The sequence below is a fragment of the Asticcacaulis sp. EMRT-3 genome (genome assembly GCF_030027245.1).
GTDB lineage: Bacteria > Pseudomonadota > Alphaproteobacteria > Caulobacterales > Caulobacteraceae > Asticcacaulis.
Genome location: NZ_JASERT010000001.1, coordinates 2542168 through 2566618, shown reverse-complemented (window position 1 = coordinate 2566618; position 24451 = coordinate 2542168). Strand labels below are relative to the sequence as shown.

Below are 24451 nucleotides of genomic sequence, written 5' to 3'. Positions count from 1 at the left end.
ACAATATGGCCCTGAACAGCAAAACACCCCGCAGCACCGGGCCACGGGGTGTTTTGATGATGTCCGTCCCCAAAAAATCGGGATCAAAACTCAGAGATAACGGCGCAGCGAGCGCGACAGATCGGCCCCGCCATCGCGCTTCTTCATGCGCTGCGACGGCTGGTAGGCGACGCGGGCATGTTCGACACAATAGGGCGCGCCTTCCGACGACACCCGGCCGCAGAAGGAAAAGCCATCGGTCGAAGGATCGCCTATCGGCCATTTGCACATCTTGGCGCCGAGCGTCAGCACGGTGGCCGTGCCGGGGCTTTCGACATAGGGGGTGACAGGGGCGTTCGAGGTCACCGGCCGACTGATCACCGGCTCGGTGCGGCGCGGCGCGGGCGCATGGGCGGCGGTGCGTTCGGGGCTGGCGGCTACGGTGCGGGCCGGACGCGCCGGTTTATAGAGCGGGCGCGTCGGCTGCGAAGGCGCGGCGCGGCCCGACAGGCCGAGGCGATGCACCTTGCCGATCACGGCATTGCGCGTCACGCCGCCAAGCTGCTTGGCGATCTGGCTGGCGGAATGACCGTCCTGCCAAAGCTTCTTCAGGGTGTCCACCCGTTCGTCGGTCCAGCTCATTTTACGCTCCCGTCCCATATGACTTGCGGTTCGCAAGCAACGAAACCACAAGATATAGTGTTGCACCAGAGAACCCGCTCTCCAGTCATCAACAGATGGTAAACGAAATGTTAAAAACCGCAATATATGGTGTCAGGGGAATTTCACTCTGTCCACATCTATCTAGATATAGTGTTTTATTGATCCACAAATGTGGATAATTGCGGCGCGCGCATGAAAAAGGCCGCCCCGGCGGGAGCGGCCTGTCAACCTGTTGAATTTGCGGACGATCAGCCCGGCAACGACGCCATATCGATGCTGAAGCGATATTTGACGTCGGATTTCAGCATCCGCTCATAGGCGGTGTTGATGTCCTTGATGTCGATCACCTCGACATCGGAGGTGATATTATGCTCGGCGCAGAAGTCGAGCATTTCCTGCGTCTCGGCAATGCCGCCGATCAGCGACCCGGCCAGCGAACGTCGCCCCATGATCAGGCTGAAAGACGCCACCGGCGAGGGATTTTCCGGCGCCCCCACCAGACACATGGCGCCGTCGCGCTTCAGGAGGTTGAGATAGGCGTTGAGATCGTGTTCGGCGGACACGCAATCGAGGATAAAATCAAACGAGCCGGCGTGGGCCGCCATTTCGTCGGCATTCTTCGACACCACAACCTCGTGCGCGCCGAGGCGCTTGCCGTCCTCGATCTTTGATGGCGAGGTGGTGAACAGAACGACCTGCGCCCCAAGCGCATGGGCCAGCTTGACGCCCATATGACCAAGCCCGCCCAGGCCGACAATCCCCACCTTCTTGCCCGGCCCGACATTCCAGTGGCGCAAGGGCGACCAGGTGGTGATGCCTGCGCACAGAAGCGGCGCAGCGGCGGCGGGATCGAGCTTTTCCGATACCTTCAGCACAAAACCTTCGTAAACCGTGATGCTTTTCGAATAGCCGCCATAGGTGAAGCCGCCGGTGTGCTTGTCGGGCGAGGCATAGGTCTGGGTCATGCCCTGTTCGCAGAACTGCTCGACCCCATCGCGGCAGGCCGAACAGGTTCGGCAGGAATCGACCATACAGCCGACGCCGACCAGATCGCCCTCTTTGAATTTCGTCACCGCCGAACCGACCTTTTTCACGCGACCGACGATTTCATGGCCGGGCACCAGCGGATAGGTGGAAAAGCCCCATTCGTTGCGCGCCATATGCAGATCGGAATGGCAGACGCCGCAAAAGAGAATGTCGATCTGCACGTCTTCCGGCGTGGGCTCGCGGCGTTCGATGGAAAAGGGTGCCAGCGGCTCGCTGGCCGAGGGCGCGGCATAGGCTTCGCATGTGAACATGGGGGAGTTCCGTCTGTAGGGATGAAGGAAGAGGTTCCAGACCGCATATATGTTCGGCTGCGCCGGTTACCACCCTCAAGCTCATGAAAAGTCCGGTTTATCCGCCTGCGCCCCGGAGAAAATTTTTAACGTCCTTCTGGTAGGCTCATCTGCATATATCAGTTTGGAAGGTGCGTCATGAGCGACCACAATAGATGCCAGGGGTGCCAGGATGGGGCGGGTTTTGAACTCCCGATCACCATGGCTTTTCAACCGATTCTCAATCTGGCGAATGGCACCGTCTTTGCTCAGGAAGCCCTGGTGCGTGGCACGAATGGCGAAGGTGCCGGACAGGTTCTGGGACAGGTATCAGACCAAAATCGTTATGCTTTTGACCAGACCTGCCGGGTAAAGGCTATCGAACTGGCTGCGGGCCTGAAGTTTGCTGAGGAAGGCACCAGTCTTTCGATCAATTTCCTGCCCAATGCCGTCTATGAACCGAGAGCCTGTATTCGCCTCACCCTGGCGACGGCGATGAAGTGTGACTTCCCGCTCAATCGCATCATCTTTGAATTTACCGAAACGGAAAAACTGGACACCGGCCACCTGCTCAATATTTTGCGCTCATACCGCGCTATGGGCTTCCAGACCGCGATTGATGATTTCGGCTCAGGCTATGCTGGCCTGGGCCTGCTGTCCAAATTTCAACCCGATCTCGTCAAGATCGACATGGAGCTGATCCGTGACATCGACACGGATGGCGTCAAGCGCACCATTCTCAGCAATAGCCTGAAAATGCTGAACGACCTGAATATCCGCGTGATTTGCGAAGGGATCGAAACGGTCGGCGAGTTTGATGTTCTGCGCGATATGGGCGTCGAACTGATGCAGGGCTACCTGCTTGGCAGACCGTCTGTTGCGGCGCTCACACCCCCCGCATGGCCCCATGTGCAAAGCCTCGAAAACCGCTGCCGCGCCTGAGATGGATGGAATGGCAGGCGGCATAGATCTTTGAAATCCCGCGACGCTTCTGTTGACGGTGCCTCTATTGTTATGGCACTAGAGCAACGAGCATTTAATTTGACTTACAAATTGAATGCGAGATGCGGAAAAACGTAAAATGTAGAGTGGGTTGCATTCCTTTGACCGATTCAATCAGAATGCAAACCGCTCTAGGCAAACGCCTTGAAGACGATCGCGTAAAACGCTCTGTCTCAGCGTAACGCAAAGCCTTATGAAGGCGGGTGTAGCTCAATGGTAGAGCAGCAGCTTCCCAAGCTGAATACGAGGGTTCGATTCCCTTCACCCGCTCCATTTTCTGTCTTTCATTTGAAACGGTCAGCCAATCTCACGCTCTTTGCGTATCATGCAGGGCGTTAGAGCGGTCTGCATTCTGATTGAATCGGTCAAAGGCATGCAACCCGCTCTACATTTTACGTTTTTCCGCATCTCGCATTCAATTTGTAAGTCAAATTAAACGCTCGTTGCTCTAGGAACGGTAATCACCATTGATGCTGATATAGCCATGCGTCAGGTCGCAGGTATAGACGTGGGCGCTGGCGCGTCCCACCCCAACATCGACGCTGATTTCCAGCTCCGGGTTTTTCATATAGGCGCTCATCGCCGCCTCATCATAGGTGCGCGACACAGCGCCTTGTTCGGCAGCCACCAGATCGCCGAAACGGATGGCGAGGCGTTCGCGTTCGACCGGTTCTTCGGTCTTGCCCACCGCCATGACGATGCGGCCCCAATTGGCGTCCTCACCGGCCAGCGCCGTTTTCACCAGCGGACTTTCGGCGATCGACTTGGCGATCCTGCGCGCCGAGGCGGGGCTTGACGCACCCGTCACATTGACCTTGACGAACTTGGTGGCACCTTCGCCATCGCGCACCAGTTGCGTGGCCAGATTGTGCATCACCTTTTCGAGCTTGGCCTTGAAATCGGCCAGCCGCTTATCACCGGCGCGCGAAATCCTGACCGCCCCCGCCGCCCCGGTGGCGAACAGCAGGCAGGTGTCGTTGGTCGAGGTGTCGCCGTCCACCGTCACCGAATTGAAGGTGGTGCGCGTGAACAGGGCCAGCAGGGATTGCAGCACGCCGGGCGACAGGGTGGCGTCGGTGGCGATGAAGGCCAGCATGGTGGCCATGTCGGGCGCGATCATGCCCGAACCCTTGGCGATACCATTGATGCGCACCGTCACACCGTCGATCTCGGCGGTTTCCGAAGCGCCCTTGGCGAAGGTGTCGGTGGTCATGATGGTGGCGGCAGCCTCGGCCCAGGCATCGGCGCGCTGATCGGCTTCAAGCTGCGGGATCCGGGCGGCGATTTTCGCATCATCCAGCACCACGCCGATCACGCCTGTCGAGGCCAGTAAGATGTCGCGCTGACGGCAATCGATGCGCCGCGACAGGGCCGAGGCCGTGCGGCGGGCGGCGTCGGCCCCGGCCTTGCCGGTAAAGGCATTGGCGCAACCGGCATTGACAACCAGGGCGCGGATGTCATGGCCGTCATTGGCCTCAAGCTGCTTCTTACACCAGTCAACGGGTGCCGAGCCAATCGTGTGGCGCGTAAAGACGCCGGCGCAGGTCGTACCCTCGGCAAAGGTCATCAACAGCGTGTCCTTGCGGTCATGCTTGTAAAAACCGGCGCGCGCCGTGGCCAGCCGCACCCCGCCCACCGGCGGCATGGACGGCAGGGGCACGGCCAGCGGCGAGATAGCCAGACCCGGCTTGCCCGGCGCGACCGGTTCAGCGTGTCCCGGCGTCAGGTTGGCGGCCAGATCGGCCACCGGCTGCACGGCGCGCTTGATGGCACTGGTCAAGGGATCAAGCGCACGCTCCAGCCCTTGCGCCGCACGGTTTTTGGCCGGAGTCGAAGGGGTTTGGGATGCGGGCGGCTTGGTCATGGGCGCGGCTCCTTGAGGCCCGGCCAGGGCGGGGGTGAGACTAGAGCAACGAGCGTTTAATTTGACTTACAAATTGAATGCGAGATGCGGAAAAATGTAAAATGGAGAGCGTGTTGCATTTCTTTGACCGATTCAATCAGAATGCAAACCGCTCTGGCCCAGCCCCTTATCAGAGCCTGCGTGCTTCGCCAATGCGTTTCAGCCTACTTCTTCAGCTTGGGCGGCGCGAAATAATGATGGCCGGGCGGCAGGGGATCGACTTTCAGCACTTCCGGCACAGCCGCCGGTGACGGCGCAGCCTTCACAGGTGGCGCGGCAGACGATGCTGCCGTCGAAGCCTGTGCTTCGCTGTCACCGGCGGAATTGGCCGAATCATCCGAAGCGGTGGCAGGCGGCGGATCATCGGCAGGATTTGACGGCCCGGCGATCAGGCGTTCGACCCTGGCATGGTTGCGCAGATTGTTCAGCAGCCCGGCCACCTGATTATAGACGAGGTAACGCATGATGATCGGGCGTTCCTGATCGAGCGTCGGCACCTGTTCGGGGCGGCGCTCCTCGACGCGGAAAATGGCCCAGCCATTATCGACCTGCACCGGCCCCACCGTATCGCCCACCTTGGCCGTGGTCAGCACGGATTTATAGCTGGCCGGCATCATGTCCTCGGTGAAATAGCCCATATCGCCGCCATTGAAGCGCGTGGCCTGATCGACCGATTTTTCCATGGCCAGGGCTTCAAAGCCTGCGCCACCCTGCACCTGCTGCAAGGCGGCCTGGGCGTCGGCCTTGGTTTTCAGCACCATGATGCGGGCGCGGATTTCATTGGAGGTCTTGGCCAGCCGCACCTGTTCGTCATATTGCGCCTTGATCGCCTTGTCGTCGATGTCACGGTCGATGGTGTTTTCCACCAGCATGTCACCCAGAATGCGGTCGCGCGCGGCCTGTAAGCGGCGCTGGGCGACGATCGATCTGTCGATCCCCTGTTTCACGGCGTCATCGGCCAGCAGGCGCTGATCGATCACCTCTTCGAGCGTGCGCGAAAACAGATCAGAGGTGATGTCGAGCGGTTCGCCCTGACCGATGGCGCCCTGCGCTATGGCCTCATTGCGCACATCCGATGTCCAGATGGTATGGCCGTTGAGGCGCGCCACGGCCACATCACCGGCTTCGGGCGGATGCTCGGGCCCGGTGGCGGTTTTACCGCAGGCCACCAGGCACACCATGATCGCCAGCAGAGGCAAAACTGTGCGGGCGCCGATGCGCGGGCTGTTCGTCATGCTATTTTCCCCGTAGCCAGCCCCCGGGCGGGCGGGCCGAAACACGCACATCCATGAGCCACCAGATTGACATACACTATTCCGCCGCTTAAGTCAGGAACCGTGCTTGAAAAGCCTCTTTTCAGGCCCATTTGACCTGTAACCCGTTTCTCAAGCGTTACGAACATGTCGAGCACCTAAAGAAACGTCGCACGGATCCATAACAACCCTCTACATCCGACAGGTTAATTTGACGCTTTTCGCGTTATGCAAGCCTTGTCGGACTTCAAGAATTTAAGGTTTCTCATGCTGGCTCTCGCCAAAATGCTTTTCGGCTCCTCGAATGACCGCAAGGTGCGCGGCTATATGTCCCGCGTCCAGAAGATCAACGCGCTGGAGCCCAAATACAAGGCGATGAGCGATGAGGAACTGCGCGGCCAGACCGTTTTGTTCCGCGAACGCCTCGAAAAGGGCGCTACGCTCGATTCGCTGATGGACGAAGCCTTCGGCGTGGCGCGTGAGGCCTCGTGGCGCGCCATCGGACAGCGTCACTATGATGTTCAGCTCGTCGGCGGCATGATCCTGCACAAGGGCGGCATCGCCGAAATGCGCACCGGTGAAGGCAAGACGCTGGTGGCCACCGCGCCCGTCTATCTCAATGCCCTGGCCGGCAAAGGCGTCCACCTGATCACGGTCAATGACTATCTGGCCAAGCGCGACGCCGAATGGATGGGCCGCGTCTATCGCTTCCTCGGCCTGACCACCGGCGTGATCGTTAACGGCCTGTCGCAGACCCAGCGCAAGCAGGCCTATAATGCCGATGTCACCTACGGCACCAATAATGAATTCGGTTTCGATTACCTGCGCGACAATCTGGCCTATACACGTCAGGAAATGGTGCAGCGCGGCCACAATTTTGCGATCGTCGATGAAGTCGATTCGATCCTGATCGACGAGGCGCGCACGCCTCTGATCATTTCGGGCCCCACCGAAGACCGCTCGGAGCTGTACAAGATCCTCAACACCACGATCCTTGAGCTGATCAAGGATCCCGACATGTTCGAACTGGACGAGAAACAGCGCCAGGTACTGTTGTCGGAACTGGGTTCGGAGCGGCTTGAAGAAATGCTCGAAGCCGGAGGCCACCTGGCCGAGGATTCAGCCGGGCTCTATGATCCGGTCAATATCTCGCTGGTTCACCACGCCAATCAGGCCCTGCGCGCCAATACGCTCTACACGCCCAATAAGGACTATATCGTCAAGGACGGCGAAATCATCCTGATCGACGAATTCACCGGCCGCATGATGACCGGACGCCGCCTGTCGGAAGGCCTGCACCAGGCCATCGAAGCACGCGAGCACGTCGAGATTCAGCCGGAAAACCAGACGCTGGCCTCGGTCACCATCCAGAACTATTTCCGCATGTACGACAAGCTGTCGGGCATGACCGGCACGGCGGCCACTGAGGCGCAGGAATTCGGCGACATCTACGAGATGGACGTGCTGGAAATCCCGACCAACCGCCCGATCCAGCGCATCGACGACAATGACGAGGTGTATCGCACCGAAAAGGAAAAGTTCGCCGCCATCGCCGCCCAGGTCGCCTGGTGTTACGTCAAGGGCCAGCCGATTCTGGTCGGCACCGCCTCGATCGAGAAATCCGACGAGCTGTCGCACTTCCTCAAGACCTATAATTACAAGGTCGAGCAGTCGCGCACCCTGAAACCGCAATTCGCCAATGCCGACAAGAAGGATATTCTGAAGGCCGGCGAAGACGCCTATGACATCGTCTGGAAAACCGGCAAGGGTATTCCGCACAATGTTTTGAATGCGCGCTTCCACGAACAGGAATCGGAAATCGTCGCCGATGCCGGTGTGCCGGGCGCCGTCACCATCGCCACCAATATGGCCGGTCGCGGCACCGACATTCAGTTGGGCGGCAATGTCGATATGCGCGTGCAAAAATGGCTGGCCGAACAGGAGGCGGCGGGCGTCGAGGTTTCGCAGGAGGCCCTGCTGACCAAGCGCGGCGAAATCGAAGCCCAGATCAAGGACCTCAAGCTGAAATCGCTCGAACTGGGCGGGCTGTTCGTGCTCGGCACCGAGCGCCACGAAAGCCGCCGTATCGACAACCAGTTGCGCGGCCGTACTGGCCGTCAGGGCGACCCCGGCCGTTCGAAATTCTTCCTGTCGTGCGAAGACGACCTGATGCGCATCTTCGCGGGTGACAAGCTCAATTCGATGATGAAGACGCTGGGCGTCGAGGACGGCGAGGCCATCACCTCGCCCCTGCTCAACGGTGCCATTGCCACCGCGCAAAAGCGCGTCGAAGCCCGCAATTATGAAATCCGCAAGAACCTGCTCAAATACGATGATGTGGTCAATGACCAGCGCAAGGCCGTCTTCGAGCAGCGCCAGGAATTCATGGATACCGACGATCTGTCCGAACTGATCGCCGAATTCCGCAGCGACACCATCCACGAACTGGTCGAGCGCCACCTGCCGCCCAAGGCCTATGCCGAACAGTGGGACATTGACGGCCTTCAGGAACAGGTTCTGTCCCTGACCGGCCTCGACCTGCCTTTGCACGACTGGGCCGCCGAAGAAGGCATCGCCAATGACGAGTTCGAGGAGCGTCTGCAAAAGGCCGCCGCCGACAAGATGGACGAACGCCTGAAACTGCTCGGTGACGAGCAGATGAAGGCGCTCGAAAAGCAGTTCCTGCTGCAAATGATCGACATGCACTGGCGCGAACACCTGATGCACCTCGATCATCTGCGCGCCGTGATCGGCCTGCGCGGCTATGGCCAGCGCGATCCGCTCAATGAATACAAGACCGAAGCCTTTACCATGTTCGAGGCCCTGCTGGTCAATCTGCGCCAGTCGGTGACGCGCTGGCTGATGACGATGGAAATCCGCTTCCAGCCGCCGGAAGAGGCTCCGCCGCCGATTCCCGACGCCATTTCGCGCCGCCGCCAGTTCCAGGAAGTGCATCTCGATCCGCTGACCGGCCAGAACGAACGCGCCGCCAGGCTGACCGACGATCTCGATTCCGAGCAGCGCGCCGCCTTACCGCATTCGGTCTTGCCCGGCGGCTGGGAAAATACGCCGCGCAACGCCTTGTGTCCCTGCGGTTCCGGCAAGAAATTCAAGCATTGCCACGGCGTACTGGTCTAAAGCCTTATACCCAAAACGGCCGGAAACCTTTTTTGGCCGTTTTGGAAGAAGCATGAGGCGTAAACAATAACTTAGAGCGCCGATCTATGGCTGACACCTCTTTAGACATTTCCGGTCTTTGCCCGCCCCCGTTCGCCGCTGTGCGCGAAGCCTTTGCTGCCAATTTCGCGGCGGGCAAGGAACTGGGCGCGCGCTTCACCGCCCAGATCGCCGGGGAAACCGTGGTCGATCTGTGGGGCGGCCATGCCGGCCGTCCCGGCACACGCGCCTTTGACGACGAAACCCTGACGCCGATCTTTTCCACCGGCAAGGCGGTAATGGCGCTGATGATCGCCCGCCTCGTCGATCAGGGTAAGCTCGATTACGAAGCCACCGTTGCCAATTACTGGCCGGAATTTGGCCAGAACGGCAAGGCAGGCATCACGCTCGGTCAGCTTATCTCTCATCAAGGCGGGCTGTCGGGCTTTTCACCGCCGCAAGACCCCTCGATCTGGTTCGATGTGCCCGCCACACTGAAGGCCCTGTGCGAACAGGCCCCTCTGTGGACGCCGGGCGAAGGCTCCGGCTATCACCCGATTGCCGGCGGTTATCTGCTCGGCGAAGTGTTCCGCCGCGCCGATGGCCGCTCGCTCGGCACGGCCCTGCGCGAAGACATTGCCGCACCTTTTGGCATTGAGGTGATGATCGGCACGCCTGATGTTTATGAGCCGCGTATCGCCCATCTGCAAAAGCCCTCCGCCCCGCCCGATCTCGGCCCCATCGACGCCATCAAGCGCGCCGCTTTTCTCGACAAGGGTTCGGCACCGGCGGGCAAGGGTTCGGCTGACTGGCGGCGCATGGAAATTCCCTCGGCCAACGCCCACGCCACTTCGCTGGGTCTGGCGCGGCTGATGAGCGTGGTGGCAAATGGCGGTGTGCTCGATGGCCGTTCGCTGATCTCGCCGGAGACGCTTAGTCAGGCCATGCGCGAACGGGTTTACGGTCAGGATCGCGTCTTGCCCTACCGGCTGTCATGGGGCGCGGGTTTTCTGCGCAATAAGGGCATTGCCATCTATGGCCCCAACCCGAACGCGGTCGGTCATTCGGGCTGGGGCGGATCGTGCGCCCTGGCCGACCCGGAGCGCAAGGTTTCGGCAGCCTATGTGATGAATAAGCAATCGCACTGGCTGATTGGCGATCCGCGCCCGGTCAGTCTGATTGATGCGTTTTATGGGTGTTTGTAGTCAAGTATGAAGGTGAGGGGATGAAAGAGCTTTTAGACGTTTTCCATTTTGACCAACGGGAGTGGATATTTTCTCTGGTCGGACTTTTATTCTTCGGGGCAATCGGATTTTATACGCGTTTTATCGTGGTGTATTTGCTGTGTTTCGGAGATCGGAAAAAGGCAGAAGCCCAAAAAGGTATAGGCTTCCTTAAAGTCTTAGGTCAGTTTTTCTTTTGGCTGATTTCTCTGCAAATGGTTCTGACGGCTCTGGTCAGCATATTTGACCGAGCTTAACGACGGGCGCGTTTTAACCTGCCGCCAGCTTCACCGCTTTCAGTCGCCGCCAGGCGCCATAGGCGAAAACACCCGCGCCGATCCAGATCACCACGAACGACACGCCGCGCCACAGGCTGAACGGTTCGCCCTCGTTCAGCCCGATGCAGAAGGTGATGGTGGGGGCGATGAACTGCAAGAAGCCGAGCGTCGAAAGCGGCAGCCGGCGCGCCGCATAGGAAAACAGGGCGAGCGGAATCACCGTGACCGGGCCGGTCAGCATGAACCAGAAGATGTGCGATGGTGCGGACAGGAAATGGCCGCCGCCGTGGGCCGCAAGCCAGCCGAGATAGATGATGGCGGGCACGCACATGAACAGGCACTCGGTAAACAGGCCCGACATGGCGGTGACGGCCAGTTGTTTGCGCACCAGCCCGTAACCGGCAAACGAAAAGGCCAAAAACAGCGACACCAGCGGAATATGGCCAATCGCCAGCGCCTGCAAGGCCACGCCCGCCACGGCCAGGGCGATGGCGGCCTGACCATAGCGATCCAGCCGCTCACGAAAGAAGATGGCACCTGCCGCCATATTGAGCAGGGGGTTGAGATAATAGCCGAGCGAGGTTTCCAGCGTGCGACCGTGGGTGACGGCCCAGACGAAGACGCCCCAGTTGGCCGTCAGCATGGTGGCGGACAATAACAGCAGGCCCATATGGGCCGGATGGCGGAAGATGGCCTTAAGGTTCGCGCCCTGACGGGTGATGAGGATCAGCACGGCCAGCAGGGTCAGGGCCCAGATGGCGCGATGGCAGATGATCTCGATAGCCCCGCCGCCAAAGGCGTGGATCGGCAGATAGACCAGCGGGGCCAGACCCCAGACGGCATAGCAGATGGCCCCCATCAGCAAGGGCGAGGCGGGCAGAGAGGCCGTTTGGGATGACGGGTTTTGCGACGTCATGGGTAGGTTTCCGATAAAAAAAGCCGGTGGATGAGGTCATCCACCGGCTTGAAAACTTGAAAGGTTTGTACTGACCTTTAAGCATCGATCCTGGCTTCGATGACCCCGCGCTCGTCGAGGAGCTGGGCAATCTGTACGGCATTGAGCGCTGCGCCCTTGCGCAGATTGTCGGCGACGCACCACAACGAAATGCCATAAGGCACGGTCTTGTCATTGCGGATGCGCGAGACATAGGTGTCGAATTCACCGACACTTTCGATGGGCGTGACGTAGCCGCCGTTTTCACGCTTGTCGATCACAGAGACGCCGGGCGCATCGCGCAGAATTTCGCGGGCCAGATCCTCGTCCATCGGGCTTTCAAACTCGATATTGATCGATTCCGAATGGCCGACAAACACCGGCACGCGCACGCAGGTCGGCACGACATCGATGGTCGGGTCGAGGATCTTGTGCGTCTCGACGATCATCTTCCACTCTTCCTTGGTGTAACCGTCGTCCATAAAGACATCGATATGCGGAATAACGTTGAAGGCGATCTGCTTGGTGAACTTCTTGGGCGTCTTGTCGCCCATGCCGTAAAGCGCCTTGGTCTGATCCCACAATTCGTCCATGCCCGCCTTGCCGGCGCCGGCCACCGACTGATAGGTGGAAACGACGACGCGCTTGATCGTGGCAGCGTCGTGCAGGGGCTTTAAGACCACCAGCATCTGGATGGTCGAACAGTTCGGATTGGCGATGATGTTCTTCCTGGCGTCCCACACCGCATCCGGGTTCACTTCGGGGATGATCAGCGGAACCTCAGGATCCATGCGCCAGGCCGAGGAATTATCGATGACGATGGGGCCTTGCGCCCCTATTTTGGGCGACCATTCTTTCGACACGTCGCCGCCCGCGCTCATCAGCACGATATCGACCTTTGTGAAGTCGAAGGTTTCCAGGTTCTGGCATTTCAGGGTTTTTGTGCCGAACGCGACCTCAACACCCATCGATTTACGCGATGCGACCGCGTAAATTTCCGCAATGGGGAAATTGACTTCTTCGAGGATCGTCATCATCTCACGACCCACAGCGCCGGTGGCGCCGACTACGGCGACCCGATAACCCATGATACACACTCCTGATAGCGGCACGCGCCTGTCGCGCCCGGAGGCGCACATGAGCCTTTTTGCTCAGATTTACAAGTGCAAAGAGTCCACACCGCCGCAGATATGGCGGCCTGCGACGGTGTTCGTGATCAGGGAGGCCGGTTGAGAGCCTAGTAAGCCGCCTGCTGCCAACCGCCTGTAAAAGCGCTCAGGCGGGTGGCGGATCGGCCGTGCAGCAGGCTGGCAATCGCGCCGATCAGCGATTCGGAGGTGAAGGGTTTGGCCAGATAGGCATCGCCGCCCGCCTCATGGCTCTGTTCGATATGCGCCTCGTCGTCATGGCCGCTCAAAAACAGGATCGGCGTATAGCCGAGGCAAAAACCATCTTCCACCTGACGGATGGCGCGCGCCGCCGCAAGGCCCGCCATGCGCGGCATTTCCATATCCATCAGCACGGCATCATACTCATTGACCTGATAGGCTTCGACGGCTTCCTCGCCATCGCTGGCAAAATCGACATCGATACCGGTGGCCGCCAACATAAGATCGATCATCTTGCGCAGGGTCGAATTGTCTTCAACGCACAAAAGTCTCATCTACTCCTCCACGGGCGCAAGGATTACGCAGTACTGATTCGCGCCCTGTAACAATAATATACAATATGTGTCTTATGAAAAGCTGAAGAAGGCCCATTGCTTTTTTATAATTGCGCAGAGGCCGCAAGGCGTTTCCGAGACATCGCAAGGGATGCAGCGTCAATCGGGCCATAAAGGCACGGTGAGTCTCACAATAATTTGCGCTGGGCGGCGGCGCCTGAGATGGATAAATTGGCGGCCATGAAGACAGATGTGATCATTATCGGCGGCGGCCCGGCGGGCATAGCCTGCGCCATCTGGCTGCACAAGATGGGCGTTTCATGTCTGCTGCTGGAGGGCGCGGCGCATGTGGGTGGCCTGCAAAAGCGCAGTCCTTATGAGAATTTATGGATACCGGGCGTGCAGGGCCAGACCGGTCAGCAGGTGGCGCAGGCGCTGGAAGATCATGTGATGACGCTCGGCGTGCCGGTGCGTAAGTTGTGCCCGGTTGTGGCCGTCTCCGCCGATGGCCGCCGCACCGTGACCACGGCTGATGAGGTGCTGGAGGCGTCTTTTCTGGTCATCGCCACCGGTTCGCGCCCGCGCAGCGGCGGTTTTTCGCCTTCGCCCACCATCATTATCGGCCCCGGTGACGGCATGGAGGCGCTGGAGGTGGCGGGGCAGCGCATCGCCATTCTGGGCGGCGGTGATAATGCCTTTGATCAGGCGCGCTTTGTGCGGGATCGCGGTGGCAAGCCGGTGATCTTTTCGCGCCATGCCCCGCGCGCGCAAAAGCTGTTGCAGGGCCTGATTCCCGATGTGCCGGTGGTGGTGGGTGATTATCACGCCGATCCGGCGGCCATGACCGTCAATGGCGAGGCCTTTGCGGCCTTCGGCATCATGTACGGCTTCGAAGCGGTGGTGCCGGAAGGACTTCAGCCCACGCTGGATGGCGGCTATATCCGTGTGGATCGTTTCGGCGAAACCTCTATCTCCGGCGTCTTTGCCTGCGGCGAGGTCACCGATTACTGGCATCCGTGCGTCACCACCTCGGCGGCCCACGGTATTCAGGTGGCCAGGTCGATCAGCAGGCGTTTGAATTCTTGAGCGCGGTGCAGCATTTTTTTAACGCCAATTTGAAACCGGTCGTCTATGTTGCCCCGCATGATAGGCAGGGCGGTGAAGCGCCCGCATACAGCAAACGGCACAGATGGGTATTCGCAGCGCGTACAAACAGATGATCACTTCGGGCGAACTGACGCCCGATCCGGCGCAAAAGGCGGCGATTCAGGCGCTTTTCCGGTTGGAACGACAGATCCGCATGAGCCGTTCCTGGTGGCGTGCGCTTCTGGGCCTGCGTCCGCGCGTCTACGGCATGTATCTGTGGGGCCCGCCGGGTCGCGGCAAGTCGATGATGATGGATCTGTTTTTCCATAATGCCCATATTGCCTCCAAGCGCCGCGTCCATTTTCACGCCTTCATGGCTGAGGTGCATCACGCCATCGGTCTGTGGCGCGAAAGCGATGCGGCGGCGCGCAAACGCCATTTCGGCACCCACAGGGGCGATGATCCGATTGCGCCCGTGGCCCGGCTGATCGCCAGCCAGTCGCAGCTTTTGTGCTTTGATGAGCTTCAGGTCACCGACATCGCCGACGCGATGATTCTGGGCCGTCTGTTCGAGGCCCTGTTTGCGCGCAAAGTCGTGCTGGTGGCCACCTCCAACCGCCCGCCCGACGATCTATACAAGGATGGCCTCAACCGCGACCTGTTCAAACCGTTCATCGACATGATCAAGACGCGCTGCCATGTGGTCGAGGTCGATGGGCCGCGCGATTTCCGCCTGGATCGCCTGCGCGACCAGCAGACATGGTTTTCCCCGGCCTCGGATGCACAGGCCCGCGCCGGTTTCGACGCCCTGTGGGCCAGTATGACCCGCGGTATGAGCGAGCGCGAGGCGGTGCTGACCGTCAATGAGCGCAAGCTGACCTTCGCCACCACGTCCGGGCCGATGCTGCGCGCCGATTTTCAGCACCTGTGCGCCGCCAATAATGGCGCGGCCGATTATCTGGCTATTGCCGAGCGTTTCACCACCGTCTTTATCGAAAATGTGCCCGCCCTAAGCGCCGATAATCGCAATGAGGCGCGGCGCTTTGTCACACTGATCGATGCGCTGTACGAGGCGCGGACGCGCACGGTTATCCTGGCCGAGCGTGAGCCGGAACAGCTCTATCCGACGGGCGACGGCGCGTTCGAATTCGAGCGCACCGTGTCACGGCTGGAGGAGATGCGTTCGGAAGACTATCTCAAGAGCGCGCGGTAATCCCCAGAATCGTCTCAGCCTGCGCCAGATGCAGACGCTCGACCATTTCGCCTTCCACCGTCACCACGCCCGCCTGTGTATCCGCAAAGGCCGCCACTATGGCGCGCGCCCAGACAATCTCGGCCTCAGAAGGTGAAAAGGCCGCTTCGCACGCCGCGATCTGATCGGGATGGATCAGGGTCTTGCCATCAAAGCCGAGGCTGCGCCCCTGCTGGCATTCGTCTTTGAAACCCGCCGCATCACGAAACGCATTATAAACCCCATCGAGCACGGTCAGGCCGTGGGCGCGACCAAAAAGCACGATCTGCGACAGGGCGAACAGGATGTCGGCGCGCTCAGGCATCGGACGGGTATGTAAGCTTTTGCGCAGGTCATTAGGCCCGGCGATCAGCCCTTGCAACGGCAATCCGGCGATTTCCCACAGATTGGCCACCCCCGCCGCCGTTTCGATCATGGCCCAGACCGGGATTTTCGGCCAGGCCATCATCAGGGCGCGCACATCCTCGACATCGCCGACCTTGGGCACCACCAGCCCATCGAGGCGCAGGCCCGAAAGCGCCTTGTGGATGGCGTTGAGTGACGGCGGATGGATGCGCACCAGCACGGTTTTGGCCACGAAATCGCCTTGCAGCGCCTGGCTTAAGGCTTTGAGCGCCGCCTCGCGTTCCTGCGCGCCCACGGCGTCTTCGAGATCGAAAATCAGGGCGTCGCAGGCCAGTGTGGCGGCCTTGGCGACGGCGCGTTCATGGGCGCACGGGATAAACAGGGCGGAGCGGATCATAATACCAAGCTGCGATGACTGTGGCTCATTGCAACTTGGCAAGGGCAACCGCCCGTCCGAGCTTATGCGAGGAGCCATGCGGCGTCTGAGCTGAAAAAAAGACTCATACCAGATGGCCGGTCTTAAGGTCAAAGCCTGTTAAAAACGATACCCCTTGCCATCGCTTTGCCGCAGTCCCATATTAGTCTCAAGTTTAAGGCAAGGCCCGAAGGCGGGCTCTGCAATGTTAACAGGGGTTATTCCATGAACGACTTTGTCGGTCAAAACACAACCACCCGCCCGACCGTTGAGGCTCAGGCCCGCGATCTGGGCCTGAAGCGCTTCCTGCTCGGCATTTATCAGAAGATGGCGCTCGGCCTTCTGCTGACGGGCGCCACCGCCTGGGCCGTGGCCCATTCGCCGGTCTTTTTGCAGATGCTTTACCACACCACGGGCGATGGCCATATCGCAGGCTATACCGTCATCGGTTATGTGTTCCTGTTCGCACCTCTGGGTCTTTCGCTGGCGTCCGGCCTGTTCATGCGTAACCTCAATGTCGGCATGATGGCTCTGTTCTACTGGCTGTTCGTGGCGGTGATGGGCGTGTCGCTGTCGTCGATCTTCCTGCTCTATACGGATATGTCGCTGGCCTCGACCTTCTTCATCACGGCGGCGGCCTTTGGCGGCCTGTCGATCTTCGGCTACACCACCAAGGTCAATATGACGGCCTGGGGCTCCTTTCTCGTCATGGCCGTGTTCGGCATCATCATTGCCTCGCTGGTCAATGTGTTCCTGCTGCACAACACCATGTTCGACCTGATGATCTCGGCGGCGGGCGTGCTGATCTTTTCGGGCCTGATCGCCTACAAGACCCAGTGGCTGAAAAACGCCTATTACCAGTTTGAGCATAACCAGACCGGTCTGGCCGCCATGACCTATTATGGTGCCCTGTCGCTCTATATCAGCTTCATCAACCTGTTCCTCAGCATTCTGCGCTTCACGGGTGGTCGCCGCTAAAAGCTGACGGAGACGATACATGAAAGCCCTCTGGAAGCGACTCCGGAGGGCTTTTTCATAAAGGGGGGCTTTATGCGAATTGAAATCCGCTGCGTGTCGTATAGCGAGGATACAAGCGAGGCGATCAAGCAAATGGATGCGGTCTATGGGCCTACATTTGTACGCATCTTCGGTGATGGAGCCGTGTCACAGAGCTTCGGTGATCTGGTCATATTCACCTCGATCATGCACCCGGCAGCGCAACGGGCACCGGATAACCGCCGGGGCAGTTATTATAAACCGACCCATACCTATTTCAGCTCTTGCCACTTGGATTATGCGGATTGGATTCCGCAGGACTGGCGCTCGCGTGTTCTGGGCTATGGTCAGGCGATCGATACAGCCATCATGCGGATTGCGAAGACCCGTCTCACCGATGCCGAGCGTCTTGTGTTGCTGGATGTCAATGCGCGCACAATCACAGAGGTTATGGCATCAGCACCCGAATTTATCACACCCCTTAAGCCGGTTTCACTCATCTATTTTGAAAGCAGCGACCGGGCCGGTCTCCATTTTGGTCCCGTCCCCGGTGCGAATGACTTTTCCCCGCCGGGCGTTCGCTATGTCGAAGTCAGGCCTGAAGATGCTTTTTCGATTCCCACATCCCAGACTAAGGGTGAAGAAGCCTTACCTGCGATCTCTCGTCAGTTCAGACGCGACGAAGACGGCCTGCATTTCTACGAAGCTTTCCCGCATGAAGGGCGCATCACCGAATATGAAGGGCTTTGCGGCATCGGCGGCGAAAACCGGTTCCATGATTTTGAAACGTCAGCTCAAGCAGCAAAAATTGTCGCCCGGTTGAAATCGCAAATGAAGGCGAAGGGATTCCGCTCTGTACCCATGTCAAAACATAAGCGGCTGATTGTCGAGTATCCGGTGGAGGGCAATTGTTGGTCGTGTCCCAGCGAGTGGTGTAACTGGGTAAGAGCGTAGCGCATGGCTCGCCGCCCATTCAAAAGGGCAAAGCGAGCCTTAGCGTAGCGGGTTGGTCATCAGTGATTTTCGGATAGGTTTGGGTTGCGACACTCATTCCAGAACGAAAGAACACCGATGACCGACGATATGATGGCCCTGAAAGGGCTTGTTGAAAAGACCTCAGACAGCGATTTGTTGCGCGACATGATCAGCTTCACGGCTGAACGCTTGATGGCATTGGAAGTGAGCGGCATGACCGGTGCCGGCTACCATGAGAAAACCGGCGACCGGCTGGTCCAGCGCAACGGCTATCGTGACCGAGACTGGGAAACACGCGCAGGCACGGTCGAGCTTCGGATCCCGAAGCTTCGTAAAGGCAGTTACTTCCCGGGTTTCCTGGAGCCCAGGCGCGTGGCCGAGAAGGCACTGACGGCTGTGATCCAGGAGGCTTACGTTCAGGGTATCTCGACGCGCTCTGTCGATGATCTGGTCAAGGCGATGGGGATGAGCGGCATCTCCAAGAGTCAGGTCAGTCGGCTGTGCGAAGAGATCGATGACCGTGTGAAGGCTTTCCTGAACCGCCCCATTGAAGGGGAATGGCCATACATCTGGATTGACGCTACGTATCTGAAGGTGCGCCGGGGCGGCCGTATCGTCTCGGTCGCCGTCATCATCTGCGTTGGCGTCAACAGCGACGGCAGGCGTGAAGTGCTGGGCATGGAGGTCGGCACCTCGGAAGCCGAACCGATCTGGGCAGAGTTCCTGCGCAACCTGACACGTCGGGGCCTGCGTGGTGTCAAACTTGTGGTCTCTGATGCCCACATCGGGATCAAGGGTGCCGTCTCCAAGGTTCTCAACGCCACCTGGCAGCGCTGCCGTGTTCACTTCATGCGCAATGTCTGCGCCCATGCCGGCAAGAGCGGGCGACGCGTCGTCTCTGCCTTCATCGGCACGGCCTTCGCCCAGGAGACGGCGGAAACGGCGAGTACCCAATGGCGAAACGTCGCCGACCAGCTCAGGCCCAAAATGCCAAAGCTGGCCACGATCATGGACGAGGCTGAGCACGATGTCCTGGCCTATATGACCTTCCCGAAGGAACACCGCATCAAGCTGCACTCAACCAACCCCATTGAACGGCTCAATGGCGAAATCAAGCGTCGCTGCGATGTCGTGGGCATCTTCCCAAACGACGATGCCATCACCAGACTGGTCGGCGCCATCCTGCTCGAACAAAATGACGAATGGGCGGTTCAGCGCGGACGCTACATTACCCTTGAAACCATCGCACAACTCAGCGATGATCCACTTCTCAGCATGCCAGCCGTGGCAAACTGAGCGAAACCCGGACCTGTCCGGAAGTCATTGATGCCAAGCGCTCAATTACACCACGCCCTGGGGCACGATCATTTTGCCAATACGGATGAGGTAGATATGCGCCATGCGCTCGAAGTCTTCCTCGATGACTGGACAGGGCGTCTGGGCCTCGGTCATTGCGACGGCGGGTCTTCGGGACAGGGCACTATGGAAGTATGTTGTTTTGTTGTCGATTTCGATCTGGCAAAAGCGGCGCTTGAACCCATTCTGGCGGACAGTGAATTCAGAACCTATCGCCGGATTTATCGGGACATATGATCACAGCACCTCGAATTTGCGCTTATCAAGCACGGCCAGCACCGGCCCCAGTTCGCGGCCGCGTTTCAGGATCAGGCCCGCCTGATTAAACACGGCGAAGGCACCTTGTTTGCGGGCCAGCGCCGGACGCTTTTCGATGCGATAGAGCGGCGCTTCGGACGTGCGGCGATAGATGTTGAAACAGACGGCGTCAGAAAACTGGTCGATGGCATAGTCGCGCCAGTCGCCCGCCGCGACATGCAGGCCATACAGCCTCAAGATCAGATCCAGTTCCTTGCGGTCGAAAAACACCGGCCCCTTGGGGCTTTGCGTCATAGCGGCGCTGAAATCCTGAACACTCATGAAGCCTACTCTGTCCGGGTGCTGACATGGTGATTACGCCCCAAACCCATGAATCGCGCAAGCCGAAATACGGCTTCGGCGTGGCCGTCTTATCCTGGCATTATAAATTCGCCGCGAGATGACCTTAATTCCGCCTTTTGGCTGCCTGTTTGGCCTGCGAATATCTGATTGTCAGCCAAGGCGGTCGGCCCGGTTCCTCCCTGAACAGCCCCCCAGCCCCCCTGGAACCTAGCCGATCCCTTGGCTGACAGATTATCCTCCCTGATAAAATCTCCGCGCCGCTGCGTCTCCCCCCTCCCGCAGCGGCGCTATTTTTTTGTCGGCTGTTTGTTATCCGCGATGGTTCAGCCAGAATAACAGGCGCATGAGGGCGTCGGTCAGCACGAATACCGCCGGGCCGATCATGGCGATGGCCAGAAAGCGCCAGCCGCCGCCGCGCCGGAACGACCAGACACCGCACACCAGCGCGATAATGGCGAAGACAGCACTTTGCGGTCCCGGCGACATCAGATTGCTGATAGCGGCGTAAAAGGCGGCCGCCAGTCCGGCAAGGGCAATGAGGACGGGTACGGTCTTGTTCATCCGGTGGCTTTCTGTGACGACATATCTCCATGCCAGACAGTGGCCCGCTCTCCAAGACGAGAATTTTAAGGGCTTGGAAACGGAGGGACGATCAGGCAATACGCCTTGCGCTTCGCAGCAAATTGTTCCCATATTGCCGGTTACAGTTCCAGATTGTCTAAGGATCAAATCATTATGACTATTCACACCGTCGGCGTTATCGGCGCGGGCCAGATGGGGGCGGGCATTGCGCAGGTCTGCGCACAATCGGGTTACAGCGTCCGGCTGTTCGACCAGTCCGCCGATGCGGTCAGCGCCGCCCTGGAACGCATCGGAAAGGGTCTGGCGCGGCTGGTCGAAAAAGAGGTTCTGAGCGAGGCCGACGCCGCGCAGGCGCGCAGCCGCCTGATGGCTGCCGCCATGAGCGACCTTGCCGATTGCGATCTGGTGATCGAGGCGGCCACCGAGAATGAGGCGGTCAAGAACGCCATTTTCAAGGCCGTGTGCGCCCATCTGAAACCCGAAGCCCTGCTGGCCTCTAACACCTCGTCGATTTCGATCACCCGCTTGGCGGCGGCCACCGACCGGCCAGGCAAGTTCATCGGCCTGCACTTCATGAATCCGGTGCCGGTGATGAATCTGGTCGAGATCATTCGCGGCATCGCCACCGAGCCCGGCACCTATGAGGCGGCGGTCAATTTCGCGCGCAGCCTCGGCAAGACGACGGCCAATTCCGAGGATTTTCCCGCCTTTATCGTCAATCGCATCCTGATCCCGATGATCAATGAAGCGGTCTATACGCTCTATGAAGGCGTCGGCACGGTCGAATCGATTGATACGGCGCTGAAACTGGGCGCCAATCACCCGATGGGGCCGCTCGAACTGGCCGATTTCATCGGGCTTGATACGGTGCTGGCCGTGATGAATGTGCTGTATGACGGGCTTTCCGATTCGAAATATCGCCCCTGTCCGCTGCTCGTCAAATATGTCGAGGCGGGCTGGCTGGGCCGCAAGGCCGGGCGCGGCTTCTATGATTATCGCGGCGAAAAGCCGGTGCCGACGCGCTGATCATGACCGATATGGCTCCGTTACATCTGCGCCAGCCGGAGACGCCCTGGCTGATCGCCGCTACGGCCGCCGCCCTGTGCCTGCATGGCGCGCTGTGGTTCGTGGCGCGCACCCTGGCCGGTGATGCGGCAGCAGGGGGTGAAGCCTGTCGCCAGATGGTGCCAGCGCTCGGCTGGCTCATATGCGCGCTCGTTGTGTGGAAGGTGTTCGCGCCGTCTTCGCGGCTGCACGCCGTTTTCAGCGCCTGGGGCTGCACCCTGGCCGTGGTGGTGCTGGGTTCACTGGCCGCTCTGATCCGGCTGGTTCTGCTGCAAGGCTATGCGCCCAGCCATGAATTGCTGTCGTCGTTTTCGATGCTCAGCCTGATGCTGGTGCTGGCGCAACTCATCATGGCCCTGCCGTCGATCCTGCTGCTGCAAGGGATCGCCCTGACGCGCCGATCTGCATGAAGGCCCGCATCGCCGCGCTCGACCATATCCGGGGCCTGAGCATTCTCGGCATATTGCTGGTCAATGCCATCGCCTTCGCCCAGCCTTTCGAGGTCTATTCCCTGCCCGGCCTGTCGCCCCTGCCGCTGACGCAGGCGGATCGCTTTGTCTGGTGGCTGAGCGAAACCTTCTTTGAAAACAAGTTCATTACCGCCTTTACCCTGCTGTTCGGCGTCAGCATGTTTCTGGTCGGGCGCGATCATCCGCCGGGCAGGCCGGTCTATGATACACCTCTGTTTCGCCGCCTTGGCTGGCTGGCCGTGTTCGGCCTGATCCACGGCGCGCTGATCTGGCATGGCGACATATTGCTGGCCTATGCTGTGACAGGTGCGTTTTTCTGGCGCTGGCGGGCCGCTTCGCCGAAAATACTGCTCGGTTTCGGGCTGTTTTTGTTTATCATCGGCAATCTGCTCATCGTCGGGCCGCTGCTGTTGACGGCGCAGGGCAGCGCAGGCGATCCACAGGCGATACTGGCTATGGTGGGCCGGATGCAGGGCGGTTTCTGGCGTTCGCTCGGCGGTAATTTCACCACCTGGGCGGACAGCGAAGCCAGTGAGCTGATCAGTTACCTGCCTTTGACGCTGGGCCTGATGATGGTGGGTTTGGGCCTGTTCAAAAGCGGCTGGCTGCGTGGCGAAGGCCGGATGATCGGCTATGTGGCGGCGATCGTAGCGGCTGTGCCGTGTCTGGCCCTGATCGGCTGGCAGGCATATCTGGCCGAGGTGCAGGACTTTCCCTTTCCACAGACGCTGGGCCTTTATGATCTCGCCAACCGGTTTTTATGCCTGCCGGTGACGCTCGGCTATATGGCGGTTTTGATTGTCATGGGCCGCACGCGCCTCGGCGCGTGGCTTTTGCACCCGCTGGCCTGTTGCGGACGAATGGCGTTCAGCAATTATCTGATGCAATCCCTGATCATGACCGGCATTTTTTATGGCGGGCGCAGCCTGTTCTGGCAGGGTGGCCTGTTCGGCACAATGAACCACGCCGCCCTCGTGCCGATTGTCATCGCCATCTGGATCGGCCAGTTGGTCGTCAGCACGCTCTGGCTGCGCTTTTTCCGCTATGGCCCGTTTGAATGGGGCTGGCGCTGCCTGACCTACCGGCAGGTGCTTGCCATTACTCGCTGAGCAGGTGGTTGATCAGGGTCTGCACTTCGGGCGTGTCCCAGGTCGCTTCGCCATCCAGCCGCGCCACTTCGCGGCCCTGCTTGTCGAGGATCAGGGTGGTGGGCATACCGGCAATATTGAAAGCCTGCGGGGCGGCGAAATTCTGGTCGGCATAGACATCAAGCGGCTGCTGCACGTCGATGAAGGATTTGACATCGCCAAACTTGTCTTCCGTATCGACGCTGAGCGGCAGGACTTTCAGCGCCTTGCCGGCATTATCGGCCTGGAGCTTGGCCAGAGTCGGCATTTCAAAGCGGCACGGCGCGCACCAGGTGGCCCAGACATTGAGGATCACCACCTGGCCCTTGAAATCGCTCAGCTTGACCGGCTTTTTGTCGCGGTCGATAAAGCCGATGTCAGTGATGGCCTGCGGCGTGGCCAGTGTCACCAGATGGGCCAGCGAGCCCTTGGCGTAAACGGCCAGCGGCCCTGCCGCCACACCGGCAGCCGGGGCGCTATTGGCGGTGAGCGGGCTTGCGGCACCGGCTTCGGAATGGTGCGTTGTCACGGCGACCACGCGCCAGACGATCAGGGCCAGCAAGGCCAGAATGATGACGCCCACGATCAGCAGGGCAGGCAGGGGCGGGCCGCGCCATTTGCGCGGCCGGGTGACGGTTGGCGCCGTGTCGCGCCAAATTTCTGCGTCGGGCGTCTTGGGTTCCGCGCCTTCGTCGGCTATAGGCTTGGCCTGATCCGCCGCCACCTGCGCCAGAGGCTGGCCTTCGGCTTCGATCTCACTCTTATCTACGGGTTCCGTCATGTCCGAATCTTCCGACGCCAAAGCCATTGCA

The 24451-nt window shown here is 59.7% G+C and carries 24 protein-coding genes and 1 tRNA gene; 14 read left to right on the top strand and 11 right to left on the bottom strand.

Annotation, left to right across the window (positions count from 1 at the left end; translation table 11 throughout):
- Positions 1-90 precede the first annotated feature (90 nt).
- Positions 91-621 (bottom strand): cell cycle sigma 70 cofactor GcrA, encoded by a 531-nt coding sequence (gene gcrA / locus QB905_RS12100; RefSeq protein ID WP_282975275.1) that lies wholly within the window; start codon positions 619-621, stop codon positions 91-93.
- A 269-nt stretch (positions 622-890) separates the two neighbouring features.
- Positions 891-1940 (bottom strand): NAD(P)-dependent alcohol dehydrogenase, encoded by a 1050-nt coding sequence (locus tag QB905_RS12095; protein WP_282975274.1) that lies wholly within the window; start codon positions 1938-1940, stop codon positions 891-893.
- 240 nt (positions 1941-2180) lie between these two features.
- Here QB905_RS12095 and QB905_RS12090 point away from each other — a divergent pair, with 240 nt between their 5' ends.
- Together QB905_RS12090 and QB905_RS12085 are read left to right on the top strand one after the other, a co-directional pair.
- Positions 2181-2900, top strand: coding sequence for an EAL domain-containing protein (locus QB905_RS12090; protein WP_282975273.1), 720 nt, complete (start codon positions 2181-2183; stop codon positions 2898-2900).
- Between the two features lie 259 nt (positions 2901-3159).
- Positions 3160-3233 (top strand) — tRNA-Gly (locus QB905_RS12085).
- A gap of 175 nt (positions 3234-3408) precedes the next feature.
- Here the strand turns inward: QB905_RS12085 and argJ are convergent.
- Positions 3409-4824 (bottom strand): bifunctional glutamate N-acetyltransferase/amino-acid acetyltransferase ArgJ, encoded by a 1416-nt coding sequence (gene argJ, locus QB905_RS12080; protein WP_282975272.1) that lies wholly within the window; start codon positions 4822-4824, stop codon positions 3409-3411.
- Positions 4825-5027: 203 nt separating this feature from the next.
- Positions 5028-6098 (bottom strand): peptidylprolyl isomerase, encoded by a 1071-nt coding sequence (locus QB905_RS12075; RefSeq protein ID WP_282975271.1) that lies wholly within the window; start codon positions 6096-6098, stop codon positions 5028-5030.
- 285 nt (positions 6099-6383) lie between these two features.
- On the opposite strand from QB905_RS12075, the gene secA reads away from it, so the two are divergent.
- The 3 genes from secA to QB905_RS12060 all read left to right on the top strand — a co-directional run bounded on the left by secA (position 6384) and on the right by QB905_RS12060 (position 10752).
- Positions 6384-9254: a preprotein translocase subunit SecA gene (secA, locus tag QB905_RS12070; protein WP_282975270.1), complete on the top strand. Its 2871-nt coding sequence runs from the start codon at positions 6384-6386 to the stop codon at positions 9252-9254.
- An 86-nt stretch (positions 9255-9340) separates the two neighbouring features.
- Positions 9341-10477, top strand: coding sequence for a serine hydrolase domain-containing protein (locus QB905_RS12065; protein WP_282975269.1), 1137 nt, complete (start codon positions 9341-9343; stop codon positions 10475-10477).
- Between the two features lie 20 nt (positions 10478-10497).
- Entirely contained in the window at positions 10498-10752 is a 255-nt protein-coding gene (locus tag QB905_RS12060) for a hypothetical protein (RefSeq protein WP_282975268.1), read from the top strand.
- 13 nt (positions 10753-10765) lie between these two features.
- On the opposite strand, the gene rarD is transcribed toward QB905_RS12060, so the two are convergent.
- The 3 genes from rarD to QB905_RS12045 all read right to left on the bottom strand — a co-directional run bounded on the left by rarD (position 10766) and on the right by QB905_RS12045 (position 13370).
- Entirely contained in the window at positions 10766-11689 is a 924-nt protein-coding gene (gene rarD, locus QB905_RS12055; protein ID WP_282975267.1) for an EamA family transporter RarD, read from the bottom strand.
- Positions 11690-11766: 77 nt separating this feature from the next.
- The gene (locus QB905_RS12050) at positions 11767-12795 is read right to left on the bottom strand and encodes an aspartate-semialdehyde dehydrogenase (protein ID WP_282975266.1); all 1029 of its coding nucleotides are present in this window, start codon (positions 12793-12795) and stop codon (positions 11767-11769) included.
- A 149-nt stretch (positions 12796-12944) separates the two neighbouring features.
- Entirely contained in the window at positions 12945-13370 is a 426-nt protein-coding gene (locus QB905_RS12045) for a response regulator (protein WP_282975265.1), read from the bottom strand.
- A gap of 240 nt (positions 13371-13610) precedes the next feature.
- Between QB905_RS12045 and QB905_RS12040 the strand changes: the two genes are divergently transcribed.
- Positions 13611-14456 (top strand): NAD(P)/FAD-dependent oxidoreductase, encoded by an 846-nt coding sequence (locus QB905_RS12040; protein WP_282975264.1) that lies wholly within the window; start codon positions 13611-13613, stop codon positions 14454-14456.
- 103 nt (positions 14457-14559) lie between these two features.
- Positions 14560-15669, top strand: coding sequence for a cell division protein ZapE (gene zapE / locus QB905_RS12035; RefSeq protein WP_282975263.1), 1110 nt, complete (start codon positions 14560-14562; stop codon positions 15667-15669).
- Here the strand turns inward: zapE and QB905_RS12030 are convergent.
- Positions 15653-16450 carry an HpcH/HpaI aldolase/citrate lyase family protein gene (locus tag QB905_RS12030; protein WP_282975262.1) on the bottom strand — a complete coding sequence of 266 codons (798 nt, stop codon included), beginning with the start codon at positions 16448-16450 and terminating at the stop codon, positions 15653-15655. The two genes, zapE and QB905_RS12030, sit on opposite strands and share 17 nt — an antisense overlap.
- Before the next feature lie 243 nt (positions 16451-16693).
- Here QB905_RS12030 and QB905_RS12025 point away from each other — a divergent pair, with 243 nt between their 5' ends.
- The 4 genes from QB905_RS12025 to QB905_RS12010 all read left to right on the top strand — a co-directional run bounded on the left by QB905_RS12025 (position 16694) and on the right by QB905_RS12010 (position 20032).
- A complete protein-coding gene (locus QB905_RS12025) occupies positions 16694-17446 on the top strand; it encodes a Bax inhibitor-1/YccA family protein (RefSeq protein ID WP_282975261.1) in 753 nt (250 codons plus the stop codon).
- A gap of 72 nt (positions 17447-17518) precedes the next feature.
- Positions 17519-18418: a hypothetical protein gene (locus tag QB905_RS12020; RefSeq protein WP_282975260.1), complete on the top strand. Its 900-nt coding sequence runs from the start codon at positions 17519-17521 to the stop codon at positions 18416-18418.
- A gap of 117 nt (positions 18419-18535) precedes the next feature.
- Positions 18536-19735, top strand: a complete 1200-nt coding sequence (locus tag QB905_RS12015; RefSeq protein WP_282973519.1) for an IS256 family transposase — start codon at positions 18536-18538, stop codon at positions 19733-19735.
- Between the two features lie 30 nt (positions 19736-19765).
- The gene (locus tag QB905_RS12010) at positions 19766-20032 is read left to right on the top strand and encodes a hypothetical protein (protein WP_282975259.1); all 267 of its coding nucleotides are present in this window, start codon (positions 19766-19768) and stop codon (positions 20030-20032) included.
- On the opposite strand, the gene QB905_RS12005 is transcribed toward QB905_RS12010, so the two are convergent.
- A complete protein-coding gene (locus QB905_RS12005) occupies positions 20033-20374 on the bottom strand; it encodes a DUF2794 domain-containing protein (RefSeq protein WP_282975258.1) in 342 nt (113 codons plus the stop codon).
- A 330-nt stretch (positions 20375-20704) separates the two neighbouring features.
- Entirely contained in the window at positions 20705-20956 is a 252-nt protein-coding gene (locus QB905_RS12000) for a hypothetical protein (protein WP_282975257.1), read from the bottom strand.
- A gap of 171 nt (positions 20957-21127) precedes the next feature.
- Between QB905_RS12000 and QB905_RS11995 the strand changes: the two genes are divergently transcribed.
- Genes QB905_RS11995 through QB905_RS11985 form a run of 3 tightly spaced genes read left to right on the top strand, consistent with a single transcriptional unit; the run spans position 21128 to position 23621 of the window.
- On the top strand, positions 21128-22003 hold the full coding sequence (locus QB905_RS11995; RefSeq protein ID WP_282975634.1) for a 3-hydroxybutyryl-CoA dehydrogenase: 876 nt from the start codon (positions 21128-21130) through the stop codon (positions 22001-22003).
- Positions 22004-22005: 2 nt separating this feature from the next.
- The gene (locus tag QB905_RS11990) at positions 22006-22452 is read left to right on the top strand and encodes a hypothetical protein (RefSeq protein ID WP_282975256.1); all 447 of its coding nucleotides are present in this window, start codon (positions 22006-22008) and stop codon (positions 22450-22452) included.
- Positions 22449-23621: a DUF418 domain-containing protein gene (locus tag QB905_RS11985; protein WP_282975255.1), complete on the top strand. Its 1173-nt coding sequence runs from the start codon at positions 22449-22451 to the stop codon at positions 23619-23621. Before QB905_RS11990 ends, QB905_RS11985 begins: the two co-directional genes overlap by 4 nt.
- On the opposite strand, the gene QB905_RS11980 is transcribed toward QB905_RS11985, so the two are convergent.
- Positions 23611-24420 carry a TlpA family protein disulfide reductase gene (locus QB905_RS11980; RefSeq protein ID WP_282975254.1) on the bottom strand — a complete coding sequence of 270 codons (810 nt, stop codon included), beginning with the start codon at positions 24418-24420 and terminating at the stop codon, positions 23611-23613. The genes QB905_RS11985 and QB905_RS11980 overlap by 11 nt on opposite strands.
- Between the last annotated feature and the right edge of the window lie 31 nt (positions 24421-24451).